At 63.4% G+C, this 19,032-nt stretch carries 16 protein-coding genes and 1 tRNA gene; 2 read left to right on the forward strand and 15 right to left on the reverse strand.

Features of this window, described 5'->3' with window-relative positions; all coding sequences use genetic code 11:
* Positions 1-16: 16 nt before the first annotated feature.
* From AC3A43_RS05920 to AC3A43_RS05935, 4 genes are all read right to left on the reverse strand, one after another.
* A complete protein-coding gene (locus tag AC3A43_RS05920) occupies positions 17-1,492 on the reverse strand; it encodes a M20 family peptidase (protein ID WP_487791599.1) in 1,476 nt (491 codons plus the stop codon).
* A 69-nt stretch (positions 1,493-1,561) separates the two neighbouring features.
* Positions 1,562-1,636 (reverse strand) — tRNA-Ile (locus tag AC3A43_RS05925).
* 69 nt (positions 1,637-1,705) lie between these two features.
* Complete coding sequence (locus AC3A43_RS05930) at positions 1,706-2,743, reverse strand: polysaccharide deacetylase family protein (RefSeq protein ID WP_487791600.1); 1,038 nt, start codon at positions 2,741-2,743, stop codon at positions 1,706-1,708.
* A 27-nt stretch (positions 2,744-2,770) separates the two neighbouring features.
* On the reverse strand, positions 2,771-4,396 hold the full coding sequence (locus AC3A43_RS05935) for a histidine kinase dimerization/phospho-acceptor domain-containing protein (protein ID WP_487791601.1): 1,626 nt from the start codon (positions 4,394-4,396) through the stop codon (positions 2,771-2,773).
* A 184-nt stretch (positions 4,397-4,580) separates the two neighbouring features.
* Between AC3A43_RS05935 and AC3A43_RS05940 the strand changes: the two genes are divergently transcribed.
* Positions 4,581-5,054 (forward strand): Lrp/AsnC family transcriptional regulator, encoded by a 474-nt coding sequence (locus tag AC3A43_RS05940; protein ID WP_192645538.1) that lies wholly within the window; start codon positions 4,581-4,583, stop codon positions 5,052-5,054.
* A gap of 81 nt (positions 5,055-5,135) precedes the next feature.
* Here the strand turns inward: AC3A43_RS05940 and AC3A43_RS05945 are convergent, their stop codons facing one another.
* Positions 5,136-6,446 (reverse strand): tetratricopeptide repeat protein, encoded by a 1,311-nt coding sequence (locus tag AC3A43_RS05945; protein WP_487791602.1) that lies wholly within the window; start codon positions 6,444-6,446, stop codon positions 5,136-5,138.
* Positions 6,447-6,630: 184 nt separating this feature from the next.
* The gene (locus tag AC3A43_RS05950) at positions 6,631-6,864 is read right to left on the reverse strand and encodes an Hpt domain-containing protein (RefSeq protein WP_487791603.1); all 234 of its coding nucleotides are present in this window, start codon (positions 6,862-6,864) and stop codon (positions 6,631-6,633) included.
* 131 nt (positions 6,865-6,995) lie between these two features.
* Here AC3A43_RS05950 and AC3A43_RS05955 point away from each other — a divergent pair, with 131 nt between their 5' ends.
* Entirely contained in the window at positions 6,996-9,353 is a 2,358-nt protein-coding gene (locus tag AC3A43_RS05955; protein ID WP_487791604.1) for a coiled-coil domain-containing protein, read from the forward strand.
* A gap of 306 nt (positions 9,354-9,659) precedes the next feature.
* Here the strand turns inward: AC3A43_RS05955 and AC3A43_RS05960 are convergent, their stop codons facing one another.
* Genes AC3A43_RS05960 through AC3A43_RS06000 form a run of 9 tightly spaced genes read right to left on the reverse strand, consistent with a single transcriptional unit; the run spans position 9,660 to position 19,029 of the window.
* A complete protein-coding gene (locus AC3A43_RS05960; protein WP_487791605.1) occupies positions 9,660-9,920 on the reverse strand; it encodes a DUF1467 family protein in 261 nt (86 codons plus the stop codon).
* 14 nt (positions 9,921-9,934) lie between these two features.
* Positions 9,935-11,569, reverse strand: a complete 1,635-nt coding sequence (locus AC3A43_RS05965) for a ribonuclease J (RefSeq protein WP_487791606.1) — start codon at positions 11,567-11,569, stop codon at positions 9,935-9,937.
* On the reverse strand, positions 11,566-12,351 hold the full coding sequence (locus tag AC3A43_RS05970; RefSeq protein WP_487791607.1) for a type III pantothenate kinase: 786 nt from the start codon (positions 12,349-12,351) through the stop codon (positions 11,566-11,568). The genes AC3A43_RS05965 and AC3A43_RS05970 overlap by 4 nt, the downstream gene beginning before the upstream one ends.
* A complete protein-coding gene (locus AC3A43_RS05975) occupies positions 12,352-13,155 on the reverse strand; it encodes a biotin--[acetyl-CoA-carboxylase] ligase (RefSeq protein ID WP_487792029.1) in 804 nt (267 codons plus the stop codon). It lies immediately after the preceding gene.
* On the reverse strand, positions 13,077-14,510 hold the full coding sequence (nuoN, locus tag AC3A43_RS05980; protein WP_487791608.1) for an NADH-quinone oxidoreductase subunit NuoN: 1,434 nt from the start codon (positions 14,508-14,510) through the stop codon (positions 13,077-13,079). Before nuoN ends, AC3A43_RS05975 begins: the two co-directional genes overlap by 79 nt.
* The gene (locus AC3A43_RS05985) at positions 14,507-16,060 is read right to left on the reverse strand and encodes an NADH-quinone oxidoreductase subunit M (protein ID WP_487791609.1); all 1,554 of its coding nucleotides are present in this window, start codon (positions 16,058-16,060) and stop codon (positions 14,507-14,509) included. The genes nuoN and AC3A43_RS05985 overlap by 4 nt, the downstream gene beginning before the upstream one ends.
* A complete protein-coding gene (gene nuoL / locus AC3A43_RS05990; protein WP_487791610.1) occupies positions 16,057-18,111 on the reverse strand; it encodes an NADH-quinone oxidoreductase subunit L in 2,055 nt (684 codons plus the stop codon). The genes AC3A43_RS05985 and nuoL overlap by 4 nt, the downstream gene beginning before the upstream one ends.
* Before the next feature lie 4 nt (positions 18,112-18,115).
* Positions 18,116-18,421 carry an NADH-quinone oxidoreductase subunit NuoK gene (gene nuoK, locus AC3A43_RS05995; protein ID WP_260583119.1) on the reverse strand — a complete coding sequence of 102 codons (306 nt, stop codon included), beginning with the start codon at positions 18,419-18,421 and terminating at the stop codon, positions 18,116-18,118.
* A complete protein-coding gene (locus AC3A43_RS06000) occupies positions 18,418-19,029 on the reverse strand; it encodes an NADH-quinone oxidoreductase subunit J (protein ID WP_487791611.1) in 612 nt (203 codons plus the stop codon). Before AC3A43_RS06000 ends, nuoK begins: the two co-directional genes overlap by 4 nt.
* Positions 19,030-19,032 lie beyond the last annotated feature (3 nt).

The following is a 19,032-nucleotide window of genomic DNA, read 5'->3' on the forward strand; positions in this document are numbered from 1 at the left end:
TATTTTCCCAACATGATTATCCCGCGGACGTCGCAATCAGCCGCGCATAGAAATCGATCATGCGCTTGAAGCTGTCGATCGTCATATGCTCGTTGGTACCGTGGATCATCGCGGTTTCCTTCAGCGTGAAGTGCATCGGCATGAAGCGGTACACATCCTGTGAAATCGGCTCCATACTGCGGCTGTCGGTTGCTCCGACAACCAGAAAGGGCGCCACGACGGCGTCGGGCGCATCGGCGCGCGCGGCGGCGACGACATATTTCCAGCCCTGCGACGTGCTCGACGACACGCGCGACGGTTCGTTCGGCGGTTTGACCCAGCTCAGTTCAACCGGCGCATCGCCGACCGCGGCCTTCGCGCGCGCCATGACGTCGGCCGAACTGTTCCACGGCGCGATGCGGTAGTTGATCAGCGCCGTCGCCGATTGCGGCAGCACATTCTCCTTCGGGCTTCCCTGAAGCATCGTCGGTGCGATCGTCGTGTGGAAGGCAGCGACCGACGACGGCGATGCCGAGAGCTGTTTTTTCAGGACCGGACCGAGCAGCCACTGGTTCGCAACCGCGAGCTTCGTCGTGCCGCCCTTGTGCGCCGCCAGCGCCTCGACCATAGCCGCGCCGGGACCGCGCATCTCGATCGGGAACGGGCTTTCAGTGATCGCAAGCACTGCACGCGCCAAGGTCGTCACGCCCGTTTCGGCCGGCGGCATCGAACTGTGCCCGCCGGGAGCGTTGGCGGTCACCTTGAGCGTCGCATAGCCCTTCTCGGCAACCCCGATCAGGATCGCCGGACCGTCGATCACCGGCGTATCGCGCAACACGACGCTGCCTTCGTCGAGCGTGTAAAGTGCACGAACGCCTTCGGCTTTCAGCCGGGCGGCAGCAGCCACCGCGCCCGAGCCGCCGGCCTCTTCGTCATGCCCCGACACCAGATAGATGCCGCGCTTCGGCTGGAACCCGTTCGACGCCAGCGCGTCGATCGCTTCGAACAGGCCGATGAGCGAGCCCTTGTCATCGACGGTACCACGGCCCCACACCGCCTTTTCGGCAATCGTCCCGGCAAAGGGAGGATATTTCCAGTCGCCTTCGGTGCCTTCGGTGACCGGGACGACATCCTGGTGCGCCATGACGATGATCGGGGCGAGCGACGCATCGCTGCCCGGCCAATGATAGATGAGCGTGCGGTTCGGCAGGATGGTACGCGCCATGACGCGATGCGTGGCGGGGTAGGTCGCCGCGAGCCAGTCGTGGAGTCGGTCCCATTCGGCAACATCATTCTCCGCCGGATCCTGATGCGAAATCGTCTTGATCTGCGCCGCGGCGCTCAGATGGCCAACCGCCGCATCGAGATCATAGACCGGCACCGCGGCCAGCCTGATGTCGCTGCCATCGACAATGTCCTTGGGCGCGAAGGTCGTGGTCCGCACCGTCGCCGTCCCCGCAACCAGCGCCAAAATCGCAAGACCGCCGAGCAAAACTGTCCGCCGCTTCCCCATGTCCCTCTCCTCCTGCCCACGCAATGAAGAGGTATCGGTTTCGATTTGCAAGGAAAATGGGGAAGGAAGTGGTGGGCCCGGCAGGACTCGAACCCGCAACCTAGCCGTTATGAGCGGCCGGCTCTACCATTGAGCTACAGGCCCCCCTTTTGAAACCCGATGGGGGTGTGCGGGCGATAGCGGAGGCCGCGCTGCGTTGGCAAGCGCCAACGATCAGGATGGCGACGCCGGAGATGCTTTGCGTTCGGCCATCGCGACGATCCCGGCCGCGTTCGTCGCTTCGACACCGCGCCGCGCGAGATGATCGAGCACGATATCCCACCAACGATAGAAGAGGTCGAGGTCGGCAATGCTGCGGACATAGGGGGTATTCCCCGGCTGCAGCGACGGCGAATGAAAGGAGAAGTTGAGTACCGGAAGGCGCGCCGCGATAGCGATATCGATCGCCTTTACGGCGCGTTCGGCGGGAATCCCTTCCGGCGTCAACGCAATCCGCTCGACCAGACCCAGCCGCGCCAGCGCGGCGCCGGCGTGCGTCCCGCCGCGAGCGATACGATGATAGACACCGCGCCCCGCTTTGCCGAACAAGCCGCCAAATACCGTGGTGACCGGCATTTCCAGCACCGCGCCATTTCCGGTGTGAACCCACCATGGGTGGAGCGGAGCGTTGCGGTAGTCGGGGCCATGCCCCGCGCGGTAATCAAATCCTGCGCGCACCGATGTGTCGCAGCGGAAGCCCAGTTCGGCGAGCATCGCCGCCGTGTTGGTCCCCAACCCGTACCGGCCCGCCCGATAGGCGATCGGCGCCACGCCAAACCGATCACGGATCGCATTACGGAGCGCCGTCATTTTCGCGCGCTGCAAACCGTCCGGCAGATTTCCGGTATAGCTGTTGTGCGCGTTCACATCCTCTTCGTGCGGCGGTGTCACCCACGGGTGGAGCTGCGCCCCGATTTCGCAGCGGCCGGCGTCCCGCGCCGCGCCCAGGATCTGGACCGCGCGGTCGTCGGCCACAATCGGCCAATCGACGAGATAGATGGGCTGAACGGCGGCGGCCTCGAAATACGCCTGACATTTGGCGAGCGCCGGAACCGAGGCGAGCCGGTAGCCGGTGCGCGCAAAGGGCGCCTCCCAATCGAAATCCTCTTCGGTATCGATCGTCACCCAGAAGCGCGGCCGTTCACCCGCGTCCAGTTCGATCAGGTCCGATGCGGCCGGATATGCAAAGAAATTGCCCGCAGGCTGCACCATGCTCCCCTTTGCCCCGACCCCCCGGGCCTATTCGCCTTGCTGGGCTTCCAGCTCGACTTCGGCCTTCGAGTTGGCGGAGGGCAGATGCAAGGTCAAGGCGTTATGCCCGATATCGAGACGTCCGCCGCCGCCGCGCGCCAGGCTGTCGACGAGGCGGAGCGAAAAGCCGAGGCTGAGCACCGCCGCGCCGGGTGCCTCCCCTTCTGGACTGAAACCCGGGTCGAGAAGGTCGGCGGCGGTCGCGAAGCGGATCGTCGAGGGGCGAACAATGCGAAGCTGCAACATGTCGTCGTGCCGCGATTCGGTCACCAATTGCCCGACCAATATTGCCCCCGGTTCGGATACATCGACCAGCGCGGTCAGCAGGCGCCCGACCATCCGCCGCGCATCGGCATCGCTGGCAAGTCCCAGAAACGGCCCGCCGACACGTGAAATGCTGAGGTCGACGCGCTGGTCGGCGAGGAGCGGGGCAAGGTCGCTTTCAACCTGCGTCACCACCGCGCCGATATCGACGATTTCGTCGGCCGGCGTAGCCACAACGGCAGTGCTGCTCCGCGCCGCGGTTTCCAGATCGTCGATGATAGACTGTACCGACGCGGCATCGGCGACGATCGTTTCGGCCATCGCGCGATAGCCGTGGCTGACCGGGCCGAACATCTGTCCCGAAATAATCTGCGCGAAACCCGAAATAGCGTTCAGCGGGCTGCGCAGTTCGTGAATCAGCTGACGAATCGAATCGCCCGAATCCTCGGCGGCAGGGCGGCCATAGGGGATTTCATTGCGGTGCGGACGGCGCGCGCTGGCGCGATAGCCACGGAACTGCCCCGTCGCGGGATCGAACCATGGCAAAGCCGAAAAGCGCCATTCCCCCGCATCCGCCGGCGTCCCTTCCAGCAGCATGCGCGCGTTGATGATTTCGGCCCGTTGACGAAAGGCGCCGGCGGCGACGCCATCGGTTCCGGGCTCACCGCCAAAGGCCGCCTCGGCGATCGAGAGCCCGATCACCGCACCACGCGTCACACCCTCGACCCAATGGATCACGCCGTCGGGTCCGGTTTCGAACAGGAAGGCCGCACGCGGCGCGCGGGATTGGGCAGGGTGGCTGCGGGTCGATTGATATTTATCGATCCGGCGCACGAGTTCACTGATCTGGCTCTGAGCGCCTTCGGCCAAAGACTCCGGCACGATTTCCGCCATCGGAACAGGCTCTTCCTGAACCGCCGCTTCGGGCTGCGGCAACGCGACAGATGCGCTGCCAAGGCTTGCGAGCGCGCGGTAAACGCCTTGCGGCAGATCGGACCGGCCCGCCAACACCGAACGCGCCATCGCGCTCGTGGCTGGCAGCAGCGCCAGCCAGTCGGCTTCGGTCAGCCGCGCATCGCGCAGCATGATCGCCGACACCGCAGCGACGTCATTGGCATAAAGCGCCACTAGCGGCGCGAAACGCCCGTGCCGCGAGATCGCCCGCGCGCAGTCGCGACGGATGGATTCGGGGACGCGAGGCCGCAATACCGCGAGTGCATGCAAGCTGCGGCGAATATCGTCATCGTGCAGTTGATTGCCGCGCTGAGCCAGAATATCGGAGAGTTGCCGCCACGCTGTGATGCTCGCGCGGCGATCCGCAGGCGCTTGGCGCAAGATGGTCGCAATCATCGAGTCAGCAGTCACGCGAAGTCAGCCCCAAACCCTCAGTCGTTGGTTACCGTATGCTTACCGGCTAGCGTGAATCATCCGGTCATGAAAGTGCCTTAACCTTCCACGTCGCATTGTGGGACAATTGCAATCGCCTGAAATATTATTATGGTCATCGCAATTTTGGAAAACGGATGTTTCAATGATGGCTAGCCAGAAATTCGATCAGATTGATTTGCAGATACTCGGCGAGTTGCAAAAAAACGGGCGAATGACGAATGTCGAGCTGGCACAGATGGTGGGGCTGACCGCTCCGCCGTGCCTCCGCCGAGTCCGCGCGCTCGAAGAATCGGGAGTCATCCGATCCTATCATGCCGACCTCGACGCAGCGAAACTCGGCTATGGCATTACCGTTTTTGCGATGGTCAGTCTGCGCAGCCAGGCCGAATCCGATCTCAAGGCGTTCGAGGATTATGTCGGCGGGCTCGCCGAGGTGCGCGAATGTTATATGCTGAATGGCGAGATCGACTTTTTGCTCAAGGTGGTCGCGCGCGACCTGCAAAGCTTCCAGTCCTTCCTGACCGCGCACCTGACATCAGCACCCAACGTCACAAGCGTGAAGACGTCGCTCACGATTCGCACCGCAAAGCAGCTGGCTGGAATTCCCGTCGAACCCTGAGCGTTCGTGCCATCGGCGACATGAAAAAGGGCGCCCCTCCATTCCGGAGGGGCGCCCAAATTTTTGGCAACGATCGAAAGGTCAGCTGCCGGTAGCCGGTGCAGCCGGTGTGGGAGCGGCCGGCGCGGCCGAGCCTTCGAGCTTCGCGATCCACAATTGCGCAAGCCGTTTGCGGTTGCCGGTGATCTGCGCAAAATTTGCCTTTGCGCCCGCCGCGTCGCCCGCAAGGGCCTGGGCAACGCCCATACGATAGGTCCACAATTCCTTGTCGCCGCCAGCAGTCAGCGCTGCCTTGTACAGCGGAACGGCATCGGCGTAGCGGCCGTAACCGACCATCGCGTCGCCGGTCGCGCCTGCAACCTTGGGATTCGACAGTGTCGAAGGCTTTTGCGCATAGGCCGTCAGCGTCGATTCCTCGTCACCGATACGGTCACTCTGGCTCTTCACAAGCTCGTCCAGCTTGGGATCGGGGGTCGGGAGAACTTTGCTGGCCCGGCCTGCCTTGATCAACGAGACGACTTCGCCCGGCAACGCCGCCTCGGTCGCGAGCGACGCATATTCGAGATATTCGGGGCGCTGCAGCATCGAATTTGTTGCGCGCATCAGACGCAGAACATCGAGGCCGACTTCCTTGTCCGGATTCGCCTGCAGCAAGCTGAAGAGCGTCTGACGCCACACGGCCGGCTGGTTGTAATCGCGCATCCGCAACGTCATCAGGTCGAGCATCTCGTCGGTCCGTTTTGCGGCCTGCAACGCCTGGATCGGGCGAACATAGAGTTCGTCCGACGGACGTTGCCCGGCAGCGCGGCTCGCATCGATTGCGGCCTTCGCCGTTGCGATGCCCTGATCGACCTGTCCGGCTTTCAGATAGCTATCCATCAGCAGAACGGGGGCGCTGGATTCGGTTGTGCCGGCAGCGCGCGCCGCTTCGAGCCGCTTGATAGCCTTCGGATAATCCTTGGCGCCATAAGCGAAGTTGCCGGAGAAGAAGTTATAGACCGCGAGGCTTTCGGGCGGGGTCAGGCCCGAATCGAGCATCGCGTCGAGCCCCTGCCCCTGCAGCGCCTGATCCTTGTTCAGGATGCCAAGCTGAAGCTGATAAAAGCCGACCAGATATTTGTCGTCGGGCGACGTCGCCGACGACTGCCCTTCGGTCAGCGCAGCCTGCAACGCGACAGCGTCCTTGGCTTTTTGCGCCTCTTCCATCTTTTTCGCGGCGGGAATGAAGCCCTTGCTGACGGAGATTCCGCCACCCTTGGCCTCTTCTCCCTTTTTCGGCTTTTCCTTTTTGGGCTTTTCCTGGGCAGCTGCCGGAATTGCAGTCGTCATCAGCGCGCAGCCCAGCACGGCAGCCATCGCCGTTGCGGGCATCGAGCGGAAACGGTTGAACATCGAAATCTCTCCTCTGAACTCGGCCGCCAGCCCCTATGCATACAGGTCCGGCCACGCGTCACAAACGCGGCTAAACCCGTCACGTTGCCAAGGCAAGACAGCCGGTATCGATATTTCATTGCAGCACCGCGGCTGAACCGGAATTGAACCCGGATCGCCGCCAGCCAAGTCAGGCGGCCGTCCGTCAGGCGATCGCGTCGATGGCCTGATTGATCTGGCGCAGAACCGCAGGATCCCCCGGCGCACCCTCGATCGCCTGTTCGGCAAGCTGGATCAGCGGGATGATGCCAAAAGTCGCGGCGAGCCCCTTAAGACGGGTTGCCGCCATGGCCCAGTTGGCATCACAGCGGGAGCGGCGCATCAGGTCGGAAAGGTCGCGCGCGCTGCCTGTAAACGCCCCGCGCAGGTCCATCGCCATCGCCGGATCGTCACCGAACGCTGCGCTGAGATATCGGTCGAGGGGGCCACTGTCGAAAGACATTCCACAGGATTGACAGCCTGTGGTTAAGTTTCCGTTTCATGGCGGTCATTTGATGCTAAGATGGCAGGATGACGGGGGAAAAGAAAATCGTTGGATTGTGGCGGAATTCCGCGGCAAATCCCGAAGCCGACGACGTTTCGGCGACGCAGGTGCCAGCGCCTGAAACGGCTGCTGCGCCCGATATCGAGGCGCCTGCCGATCGCGATTGGCTCGACATGTCCTCGCTCGACGCCGCACAGATCGACGAAGCGCCGCACACGCTGTCGGCGTGGCGCGAGCGCGTCACCCCCTTGTTGCTCATCCTTCTTGCGATCGGCTGGAGCGGATTCGCTTTGTTCGTCGCAACCGACGGTTTCGCAAAGAGCCCGGCGCTGGCCGAATGGCCCGCGCTCTTGGCGACCATCGCCATGCCGCTGACGCTGCTCGCGGTGCTGTGGATGTCGCTTCTACGGTCGGGCCGATCCGAACAGGCGCGCTTCGCGCGCGTCGCGACCGCGCTCCGCGAAGAGAATTTGGCACTGAACCAATCGATGCATTCGCTCGGCCTGCATCTGGCCGATGCGCAAAAGCAGCTCGGCGATCAGGCGAAGATCGTCCAGCAGCTCGGCCTCGACACCGTGATGCGCCTCAACGAAAGCAGCGATAAGCTCGCCGGCAATGCGTCGGTGATCGCCAATGCGCACGACCAGCTGGCGCGCTCCGGCGATGTCGCGCTGCAACGAATGGACGGCCTGCTCGCCGGTCTCCCACGGATCGACGATGTCGCGCAGCGGCTCGCAGTCAATTTCCGCGAAGCGGGTCTCGTCGCGCATCAACAGGGCGCGAATCTCGAAGCCAGGCTCGCCGCACTCGGAGAGGAAGCCGCGAAGGCTGCGCAGACCGGCGCCGAATCGACCGCGACCATGCTCGAGGCGATCGTCGCGCTGCAGGAACAGACGAAGGAAACCGAAACGGACCTGCTCGCCGCCTCGGCGCAGGTCGCCGACGTGCAAAGCGCGGCGCTTTCGCAGATGAAGACCACGGCCGCCTCCGCGCGTAACGATATGATCTCGACCGTCGCTGCGATGACGGACCAGATGGGCGCGAGCTGGCGGCAATTTCGCGAAGGCATCGACGATGCCGGTGCGCTGATGGAGGCGAAACTCGCCGTTGCGCGCGACGCCGGCATTGCCATGGGCGCGCAGCTTACCGCGCACGCCGACGCAAGCGATGCGCTGGCATCGCGCATCACCGCGCATGTGAACGATGTCGGTCAGCAGCTCGAAGTGCTCGACGTCAGCGTCAGCGCGAGCACGGGGGTTATCGGCCGCGCGATCGAAGATACCAAGGCACAGCTCGGCGCTTTCATGCAGGAAGTGCAAAGCGGGAATGCTTCGGCGCACCAGCTGATCACCCATGCCGAATCGCTGCTGCTCGCGCTTGATGCCGTGACGCGCGAGCTCGACGAGACGCTGCCGCACGCGCTCGACCGCATCACCTCGCATGGCAAGACGACGCAAACCGCGCTGTCGCAGCTCCGCCCCATCCTCGACGCGTCGGAACTCGTCGCGCAGTCGACGATGTCGCACGTCAATGCGGTGCAGGCGACACTCAAGTCCAACGAGGAACAGATGGCGGGTCACGCGACCAGTCAGCAGGAGCTGGTCGACCGCATCAACACGTCGCTCGCCGACGCCGAGACGGCGCTGGCGAAGCTGCGCGACGGCGCCGACGAATTTGCCGAACAGGGCGGCGCGCGGATGATCGCAACGCTCGGCGAAGTCCGTGCCACCGCCGATTCGGCCGCGGACGAGGCGCGGCTGACGCTCGAAAAGCTGGTGTCGGGCGCGCGCGAAGCGATGCAGGCAACCGCGACCGACGCGATCGACGCCGCATTCAAGAACGAGATCATGGCGCAATTGAGCGCGATCGAGGATGCCTCTGCGCGCGCGGTCGCCGCTGCCAACGGCGCCGCGGACCGGCTTATGCGCCAACTGATCACGATCATGGACACCAGCGCCAGCGTCGAACAGCGCGTGAGCGAAGCCGAACAGGCGATCGCCGCGTCCGATCGCGATTCGCTCGCCAAGCAGGTCGGCTTGCTGACCGAGTCGCTGAAATCGACCGCGATCGACGTGACCAAAATTCTGTCGAGCGAGGTCAGCGATACCGCATGGGACGCGTATCTCAAAGGCGATCGCGGCGTGTTCGCGCGGCGTGCGGTCAAGCTGATCGACAATAGCGAAGCCAAGGAAATCCTGCGGATCTATCAGGCCGACGACGGGTTCCACGCGTCGGTGAACCAGTTCATCCACGACTTCGAAGCGATGCTGCGCCTGCTCATCGGCGCGCGCGACGGCTCCGCGATCAGCGTCACCTTGCTGTCGTCGGATATCGGCAAGCTATATGTCGCGCTGGCGCAAGCGATCGACCGCCTGCGGAACTAGGCCCGCTCTTGCAATAGCGGATCAGCGTGGCGGCTTTCGACCGGTTGCAGACATCCAACTCTTTGTCACCCCGGACTTGATCCGGGCCCACGACTTCAGCGCTGCGGCGTATCCCGGATCAGGTGCGGGATGACCAATGGATGGTGGAACCGATTGATAACAGGCCGTCGCCCCTGCGAAGGCGGTGGGCGCTGTCGTTTTACGCAGCAACGCAGTGCAAGGCAGCCAAGGGCCCCCGCCTTCGCGGAGGCGACTGCTATGTGCTACGTCCACTTTCCATCCCCAAGCGGACAGCGTGAACGGCGCTCAGGTCCGCCCGCTGAGCACGTCGGGGTCGGCCCAGCCATTCACATAGGCCACGTAATAGAAAACGAACGCGATCGTCGCGGCGATCGTCATCTGCAGCATGATCCGCTTGGGCCGAACCGTGGCGGGCGCGCCCCGATCCTGCCCCTTGACCAGCGGCGTATCGTCATCGCTTGCACGCCGACCATGGAAGGGCAGCACAAAGAAGGCGCTGAACGCCCAAAACAGCAGATAGATGGCGAGCGCCGATGTCCATTTCATCTTTGCATATCCGTTCAGATTTGGACGAGCATCACATCGACGACGGGCTTTTTGCCCGTCCAGTCGGTCGCCACTCGCCGCACGCTGAGGCGGATGGCCTCGCGCATTTTTTCCTGCTCCCTGGCGGGAGCGGTCGCGGCTTTCTGCGCCGCTTCGCGCATCTCGTCGATGAAGGCCTCGCGCTCATCCTCGACCGGAACGCCGCGATAGCTCACCGCAGCCTCGGTAAAGCGCTTGCCGGTAAAGATGACGGCAACGGTGATATGACCATGGAGCGCGAGCTTGCGCCGCTCATTGATCGTCTCGCCATCGGCGGGCAGAATGACGTCGCCATCGAGGATCAGGCGGCCCGAATGAACGCGCTCTACGATCCTGGCCGGGCCGGGCGCGAGGCGGACGAGGTCGCCATTTTCCTGGATCAAGGCGTCGGGCACGCCGCGTTCGAGCGCAAAACGCGCCTGTTCGTGCATGTGGCGAATCTCGCCATGCACGGGCACGACCAGCTTTGGCCGCAGCCAGCCGTAAAGCGCCGCAAGCTCAGGCTGGCCGGGATGGCCGCTGACATGGATATGGGCCTGTTTCTCGGTGACCGTCAGCACGTCCTTGGCCGCGAGCTGGTTCATGATCCGCCCGATCGCAACCTCATTGCCCGGGATCTGCTTCGACGAGAAGACGACGGTGTCGCCCGCTTCGAGCTTGATCTGGTGACCGTCGGCCGCCATGCGCGCCAGCGCCGCGCGGGGTTCGCCCTGCCCCCCTGTCGCGATCACCATCACCTTGTTTCGCGGTAGCCGCATCGCTTCGTCGAAATCGACCGTCGGCGGGAAATCCTTGAGGTAGCCGACCGAGCGCGCAACGCCGAGGATGCGGTCGAGCGAGCGACCCGCGACGCACAGGGTACGCCCGGTCGCCTTCGCGACTTCGCCAAGCGTCTTCAGCCGCGCCGCATTGGAGGCAAAGGTCGTGACGATCACCCTTCCCTTTGCCGCCCCGACTGCTGTCAACAGACCGTCGAACAGCCCACCTTCGCTGCCCGACGCTTCGGGATTGAAGGCGTTGGTCGAATCGCCGACCAGCACGTCAATCCCTTCGTCACCGAGCTTGGTCAGCGCCGATGCCGACGACGGGGTGCCGAGCACCGGGTCATCGTCGAGTTTCCAATCGCCGGTGTGAAAGACCCGGCCATAGGGCGTATCGATCACCGCCGCACTCATCTCGAGGATCGAGTGCGCGAGCGGCAGGAAGCGGATACCGAACGGGCCGAGCTGGAACTTGGCGTCGATATCGACGACATGAACCTTGACCTGTTTCTCCAGCCCCTCCTCGATCAGCTTGCCGGCGATCAGCCCCGCGGTGAAACGGTTGGCATAAAGCGGCACGCCGAGTTCGGCGGCGAGGTACGGCAGTGCCCCGATATGATCCTCATGCCCATGCGTCAGGACGATGCCGAGCAGATCCTTCTTGCGGTCCTCGATAAATTCGAGGTCGGGCATGATGATGTCGATACCCGGATAATCGTGGGTGCCGAAGGTCACGCCGAGGTCGAGCATGATCCATTTGCCGTCGCAGCCGTAAAGATTGGCGTTCATGCCAATCTCGCCCGACCCGCCGAGCGCGAGGAAGAGCAGCTCCTTGCCCGGCACGGTCATGCTTTTGCACTCCGCTGGTTATAGAGGTGCATCAGGCCGTTGAGCGTCAGGTCGGGTTCGATGCGATCGAACAGATGCGCCTGTTCCTGGAACAACGTCGCGAGGCCGCCCGTCGCGATGACGGTGAGAGGTTTGCCGATTTCGGATTTCATACGCCCTATTAGGCCTTCCATCATGGATACATAGCCCCAATAGACGCCGATCAGCATCTGGCTTTCGGTGGTGCGGCCGATCACGCTGGCCGTCGCGGGGGCTTCGATTGCGATACGCGGGAGTTTCGCGGCAGCGGCGACCAAGGCTTCGAGCGACAGATTGACGCCCGGCGCGATGATGCCGCCGAGGTAGGCGCCGTCGGGCCCGATATGATCGAGTGTCGTCGCGGTGCCAAAGCTGATGACCAGCTTGTCCTTGCCGGGCTCGACGGCCTGCGCGGAGATGGCGTTGACCGCGCGGTCGGCGCCGACGGACTGCGGTTCGTCGACCTTGAGCGCGATTCCCCACGTCACTGGTTCACGCCCCGCGACCAGCGCATCAACGCCGAAATATTTCACAGCGAGCAGTTGGAGATTGTGAAGCGCGCGCGGAACCACTGTCGAGATGATGACCGCTTCGACGCCGGCGCGGTCGTGCCCCTCAATCCGCATCAACTGGTCGAGCCACACCATATATTCGTCGGCGGTACGCCGGTCATCGGTCGCGATGCGCCAGCGCGCGAGCAACTCCGTTCCACGGAAAAGCGCAAATTTGGCGTTGGTGTTGCCGACATCGATCGCGAGCAGCATCTAATTCCCCTCCTCGACCGGGCGGCGTAATTCGACGTCTCCGGCATGCACCAGCATGGTCTCCGCGCCGTCGCGGCGCAAGCGCAGCGCGCCATCGTCGGCAAGGCCGTCGAAGAAGCCGTCGATGCCCTGCTCGGATACGCGAAGAGGCGTGCCGACAGGGTGCGCCTGCGGCAGCCAGGCCCGGACGATACTCGCCACGCCTTCCTGCCGCCACGTCCACAGCGCGTCGATCATTGCGATGCCGAGCGCATTGGAAAAATGATCTCGATCGAGCGCCGCCCCCTTGTCCGCAAGCGTCGCGGTCGGGCGGTCGGGCAGTTCGGGCGCGGCAACCAGGTTGACGCCGATACCGATAACCACCGAATTGCCGGTGCGCTCCATCAAGATGCCCGCGCATTTCGCGCCATCGACCAGCAAGTCGTTCGGCCACTTGAGCTGCGCGCCGAGACCGGGGGCGAGCGCGGCAACGGTCTTTGCGAGCGCGACTCCAGCGACGAGCGCCAGCGTTGCAGCCGACGGATCGCCCACCGTCAGGTGGACGACGGTCGAGCCCATGAAATTGCCCTGCCCGTCGTTCCAGCCGCGGCCAAGGCGCCCGCGCCCGGCGGTCTGGCGGTCGGCGATCAGCCAATGGCCCTCGCCGACATGCTCACCGCTTGCCAGCCGCGCCAGCAGGTCGGCGTTGGTCGAACCTGTCTGCGCTATCCGCTCGATCGGCGGTATCAGAACAGCACCGCGGCGGCGCTGGCCGATACCACCGCCAGCACGGGAATAAAGAGATAGCCGATAACCGAGAGCCAGAGCGCGCTCGCGGTGATCACCGCATCCTCGACGATCACGCCGCCGCTCGCCGGGATTTCCGTATCCGATTTATCGTCGAAATACATCATCTTGATGATCGCGATATAATAGAAGGCGCCGATCACCGAGGCAACGATACCCGCGACCGCCAACGGCACGAGGTTAGCGTTCACCGCGGCCTCGAACACCAGATACTTCGGCCAGAACCCAAATAGCGGTGGGATGCCTGCGAGGCTGAACATGAACACCGCCATCGCCGCGGCCAAGCCGGGGCGAGCCTGCGACAGGCCGGCAAGTGCCGGAATACTCTCGATCTGGTTGCCGTCGGCATCGCGAAGCTGGAGCACGACAAGGAACGCGCCAAGCGTCGTGACGACGTAAACGAGCAGATAGGTCAGCACGCCTTCGACCCCCTGCTGCGTTCCCGCGGCAAGGCCGATCAGCATGAAGCCGACATTGTTGATCGACGAGTAGGCCAGCAGGCGCTTGATATTCTTCTGCCCGATCGCGCCGACCGCACCGAGGATGATCGAGGCGAGCGCCAGGAAGATGATGATCTGCTGCCACGCACCGATCGCGGGGCCCATCGCATCGATCACGACGCGCGTCATCAAAGCCATCGCCGCCACCTTGGGGGCGGTGGCGAAGAAGGTCGTCACCGGGGTCGGCGCACCTTCATAGACGTCAGGGGTCCACATGTGGAACGGCACGGCGCTGATCTTGAAGCCGAGGCCCGCGAGCACGAAAACGATGCCGAAGATCAGCCCGATGTTGAGCTCGCCGCCGAGCACCTTCGCGATACCCGCGAAATCGGTCGTGCCGGTGAAGCCGTAGAGCAGCGAGATGCCGTAGAGCAGCATGCCCGACGCCAGCGCGCCGAGGACGAAATATTTGAGACCGGCTTCGGTCGAGCGCTCGTCGGTCCGCATGAAGCTGGCGAGCACATAGGCGGCCAGGCTGTTGAGCTCGAGGCCCACGTACAGCGTCATCAGGTCGCGCGACGACGCCATGATGCCCATGCCGAGCGCGGCGAACAGAATCAGCGTCGGATATTCGGCGCGCATGCCGCCGGAAAAGAAGCGCGGCGCAATGATGATGCTGACGAAGCTTGCAGCGTAGATCAACAGCTTGGCAAAGCCGCCGAAGTTATCGACCGAGAGCGTGCCCGAAAAAACCGTCGCATCGATGCCGAAGAGCGCGACGACCGCCGCAGCTGCGGCCGCCAGCGTGAGCAGCGCGCCGAGCTGATAGATACCGACCTGACGGTCGCCCAGGAAGGTGCCGAGCATCAGCGTGATGAGCCCACCGATCGTAAGGATCAGTTCGGGCCAGATGAGCGCAAGATCGGCGGTCATTGGATGCCTCCCGCATGGCTCGACCCGTGGGCGGCTTCACCATGCGCCTTGGCGGCCTCTGGCTTGCCGACGGCAAGGTGCGCATCGCCCGCGGGCTTTGCCGGGGCAAGGCGCGCAACGACGGTGGTCACGTCCCCGCGCATCGGGGCAAGGAAGCTTTCGGGATAGACGCCCATCCACAGCGCTACGGCAGCGAGCGGCGTCAGGATCGCCCATTCGCGGCGGTTGAGATCGGGCATTGCCTTCACATCGTCCTTGGTCAGTTCGCCGAACACGACGCGGCGGTAGAGATAGAGCATATAAGCGGCACCAAGGATGATCCCGGTCGTGCAGACAAAGGCGACCCAGCTCGAGGCTTCGTAAATGCCCGCGAGGCTCAGGAATTCGCCGACGAAACCGCTCGTGCCCGGCAGGCCGATCGACGCCATCGTAAACAGCATGAAGAAGACCGCATAGGCCGGCATGTTCACGGCAAGGCCGCCATAACGGTCGATCTCGCGAGTATGCAGCCGGTCGTAGATCACCCCGACGCAGAAGAAGAGCGCGGCCGACACGACACCGTGGCTGAGCATGATGATCAGCGCGCCCTCGATGCCCTGCTGGTTGAACGCGAACAGGCCCGCGGTGACGATCGCCATATGCGCGACCGACGAATAAGCGATCAGTTTCTTCATGTCACTCTGCACCAGCGCGACGAGGCTGGTGTAGACCACCGCGACCATCGACAGCCCAAGCACGAGCCACATCAGCTGTGCTGAGGCGTCGGGGAACATCGGCATCATGAAGCGGATGAAGCCATAGGCGCCGAGCTTCAGCAGCACGCCGGCCAGGATCATCGAGCCCGCGGTCGGCGCCTGCACATGCGCATCGGGAAGCCATGTGTGGACGGGCCACATCGGCATCTTGACCGCAAGGCTGGCGAAGAAGGCAAGCCACAGCCACGTTTGCATCTGAACCGGGAAGTCATAGTTCAACAGCGTCGGGATGTCGGTCGTGCCCGCTTCGGCGATCATCGCGATCATCGCGATCAGCATGAGGACCGAGCCGAGCAGCGTGTAGAGGAAGAATTTGAACGCCGCATATTTGCGGTTCGCACCGCCCCAGATGCCGATGATGAAATACATCGGGATCAGGCCGGCTTCGAAGAAGATGTAAAAGAGCAGCAGATCCTGCGCCATGAAAACGCCGATCATGACGACTTCCATCACAAGGAACATCGACATGTAGAGTCCGACGCGGCTCTTGATCGCGTCCCAGCTGGCGAGGATGCAGAGCGGCATCAGGAAGACGCTGAGCATGATCAGCATCAGCGCCATGCCGTCGATGCCGAGCGCCCACTGGAAGCGGCCGAACAGGTCGGCGCGTTCGGTGAACTGCCACTGCGCGCCACCGATATCGAAGTTCGCCCAGAGGACGCAGCCAAGGACGAAGGTCGCCAGCGTCGCGCCCAGCGCGACCCAGCGCGCCGTCTTGTCGCCGACAAACAGGCAGGCGATGGCGGCGATCGCGGGAACCGCCAGCATCAGCGAAAGAATCGGGAAGCCGCTCACAGGAAATTCACCATGGCCCAGCTGGCGAGGCCGACAAGACCGAGCAGCATCACAAACGCATATCCATAAACATAACCCGATTGCAGCCGGACCGCGAGACGGGTCCCCCCAGCGACGAGCGCGGCGGCGCCATCGGGACCGAAGCGGTCGATGGTGCCTTCATCCCCGCGCTTCCAGAAGAAGCGACCGATCGCGAAGGCGGGCTTCACGAAGAGGATGTTGTAGAGCTCGTCGAAATACCATTTATTGTACAGGAACTGGTGGAGCAGCTTGAACTGCGCCACGAAGCGACCCGGCAACGACGTGTTGCGGATATAGCTGTTCCACGCGAGGAACAGCCCGATCGCCATCACCGTGAACGGCGTCCATTTCACCCACAACGGCACTTCGTGCGCAGCGTGCATCAGATGCTCGTCGAACGCGAGGCTTCCCTTCCAGAATGCCATCCCCTCTTCGGGATAGATGAACTGGTGGTGGAACGCGATGCCCGCAAACACCGCACCGATCGACAGCACGACCAGCGGGATCAGCATCGTGATCGGGCTTTCGTGCGGGTGATAACCCGCGGTGCCGTCACTGTGCGCGTCATGATGATGGTGGTCGTCATGCGCGGCATGGGCGTGCGCATGATCGTCATGGCCGTGGCCGTGATCGTCGTGCACCGCGTGCTGGATATGCTCGCTCTGTTCCCAGCGCGGCTTGCCATAGAAGGTCAGGAAGACGAGGCGCCACGAATAGAAGCTGGTGAGGAATGCCACGAAAATGCCGACCCAGAAGGCCACCACGCCGCCGCCGCCGCTCGCGAAGGCCGCTTCGAGGATGCCGTCCTTCGAATAGAAGCCGGCAAAGCCCGCGACGCCCGCGATGCCGACGCCGGTGATCGCCAGCGTACCGAGCATCATCGCCCAATAGGTGATCGGGATCGATTTCCGCAGATCACCGTAATAGCGCATGTCCTGCTCATGATGCATCGCATGGATAACCGAACCGGCACCGAGGAACAGCAGTGCCTTGAAGAAGGCGTGCGTGAACAGGTGGAACATCGCGGCGCCATAGGCGCCCGCGCCCGCGGCAAAGAACATATAACCAAGCTGCGAACAGGTCGAATAGGCGATGACGCGCTTGATATCCCACTGCGTCGTCGCGACGGTCGCGGCGAAGAAGCAGGTCGCGGCGCCGATAAACATTACCACGCCCTGCGCGACTTCGCTCGTTTCGAACATCGGCGACAGGCGGCAGACCATGAAAACGCCGGCGGTGACCATCGTCGCGGCGTGGATCAGCGCCGACACCGGGGTCGGGCCTTCCATCGCGTCGGGCAGCCATGTGTGCAGCCCAAGCTGCGCCGACTTGCCCATCGCACCGATGAACAGCAGCAGGCAGAGGATCGTCATCGTATCGAGACGCATGCCCATGAAGCCGATCGTCGAACCCGCCATGCCCGGTGCAGCCGCCAGAATCTCGGGGATCGAGACGGTGCCGAAGACGAGGAAGGTACCGAAGATGCCGAGCATGAAGCCAAGGTCGCCGACGCGGTTGACGACGAAGGCCTTGATCGCCGCGGCATTGGCGCTCGGCTTCTTGTACCAGAAACCGATGAGCAGATAGGATGCGAGACCGACGCCTTCCCAGCCGAAGAACATCTGGACGAGGTTGTTCGCGGTCACGAGCATCAGCATCGCGAAGGTGAAGAGCGAGAGATAGGCGAAGAAGCGCGCCTGATCCGGGTCTTCCTCCATATAGCCCCAGCTATAGAGGTGGACGAGTGCCGACACCGTGGTGATCACGACGAGCATGACCGCGGTCAGCGTGTCGACGCGCAATTCCCAATTGAACTGGAGCGCGCCCGACGACACCCAGTGCAGCACCGTCGTCACGCTGGCTTCGCCGCCGCCCGTCACGAACGACAGGAAGATCGGCCAGCTGAGTGCGCAGCTGGTAAACAGCGCGCCCGTAGTCAGGATTTTCGACGCGAACGGGCCGATGGCCCGCTGGCCGAGCCCTGCGATAAGTGCCGCCAAGAGCGGCAGGAAAACGATCGCCTGGATCACCGGCTTATCCCTTCATCCGGTTGGCATCGTCGACGGCAATCGTGCCGCGCCCGCGGAAATAAATAACAAGAATGGCGAGGCCGATGGCGGCCTCACCCGCGGCCACCGTCAACACGAACATCGCGAACACCTGTCCGACCAAGTCGTTCAGCGCGGCGCTGAACGCGACGAGGTTGATGTTCACCGCCAGCAGAATGAGTTCGATCGCCATCAGGATGACAATGATATTCTTGCGGTTGATGAAGATGCCGAGCACGCCAAGCGTGAAGAGCACCGCCGAAACGGCGAGATAATGGCCGACCGAAATCACAGTTCCATCCCCTGCCCTACGCCCGGATCGACCAGCCGCGTCGCGTCCTGCGGGCGGCGCTGGTTCTGATGCGAGATATTCTGGGTGCGCACTCCGCCACGCTGGCGATGCGTCAGCACGATCGCGCCGATCATCGCGACGAGCAGGACAATGCCCGCCGCCTCGAACAGGAAGATATAGCGCGTGTAGAGCAGCTCGCCGATCTGCTGGATATTGCTCTTGTCGGTCACCGCCGGCGCAGCGCGCGCAGCGAGGTCGATACCGCCCGCGCTCCACGCTCCGACCGCGAAGATCAGTTCGGCGGCGAGGATGATCGCGACCAGCGCGCCGAGCGGCAGATAGCGGACGAAACCCGCGCGCAGCTCGGCGAAATCGATGTTGAGCATCATCACGACGAACAGGAACAGCACCGCGACCGCACCGACATAGACGATGACAAGCAACATCGCGATGAACTCGGCGCCCGCGAGCAGCATCAGCCCAGCCGCGTTGAAGAAGGCAAGGATCAGCCACATGACGCTGTGGACCGGATTGCGCGCGAAAATCACCATCGCCGCGGAGGCGATGACGAGGGTCGCGAACAGGTAAAAGGCAAAGAGTTGGATCATGTG

Source organism: Sphingopyxis sp. Soil_C_28 (assembly GCF_057657055.1).

Excerpts from the sequence above, each read along its gene's own strand:
- AC3A43_RS06000 (WP_487791611.1), bottom strand. The coding sequence starts at position 19,029 with ATGATCCAACTCTTTGCCTTTTACCTGTTCGCGACCCTCGTCATCGCC.
- AC3A43_RS05920 (WP_487791599.1), bottom strand. The coding sequence starts at position 1,492 with ATGGGGAAGCGGCGGACAGTTTTGCTCGGCGGTCTTGCGATTTTGGCG.
- AC3A43_RS05940 (WP_192645538.1), top strand. The coding sequence starts at position 4,581 with ATGGCTAGCCAGAAATTCGATCAGATTGATTTGCAGATACTCGGCGAG.
- AC3A43_RS05935 (WP_487791601.1), bottom strand. The coding sequence starts at position 4,396 with ATGATTGCGACCATCTTGCGCCAAGCGCCTGCGGATCGCCGCGCGAGC.
- AC3A43_RS05970 (WP_487791607.1), bottom strand. The coding sequence starts at position 12,351 with ATGCTGCTCGCGATCGATGTCGGCAACACCAACGCCAAATTTGCGCTT.
- AC3A43_RS05930 (WP_487791600.1), bottom strand. The coding sequence starts at position 2,743 with ATGGTGCAGCCTGCGGGCAATTTCTTTGCATATCCGGCCGCATCGGAC.
- AC3A43_RS05965 (WP_487791606.1), bottom strand. The coding sequence starts at position 11,569 with ATGACCGTGCCGGGCAAGGAGCTGCTCTTCCTCGCGCTCGGCGGGTCG.
- nuoN (WP_487791608.1), bottom strand. The coding sequence starts at position 14,510 with ATGACCGCCGATCTTGCGCTCATCTGGCCCGAACTGATCCTTACGATC.
- AC3A43_RS05960 (WP_487791605.1), bottom strand. The coding sequence starts at position 9,920 with ATGAAATGGACATCGGCGCTCGCCATCTATCTGCTGTTTTGGGCGTTC.
- AC3A43_RS05955 (WP_487791604.1), top strand. The coding sequence starts at position 6,996 with ATGACGGGGGAAAAGAAAATCGTTGGATTGTGGCGGAATTCCGCGGCA.
- AC3A43_RS05945 (WP_487791602.1), bottom strand. The coding sequence starts at position 6,446 with ATGTTCAACCGTTTCCGCTCGATGCCCGCAACGGCGATGGCTGCCGTG.
- AC3A43_RS05950 (WP_487791603.1), bottom strand. The coding sequence starts at position 6,864 with ATGGCGATGGACCTGCGCGGGGCGTTTACAGGCAGCGCGCGCGACCTT.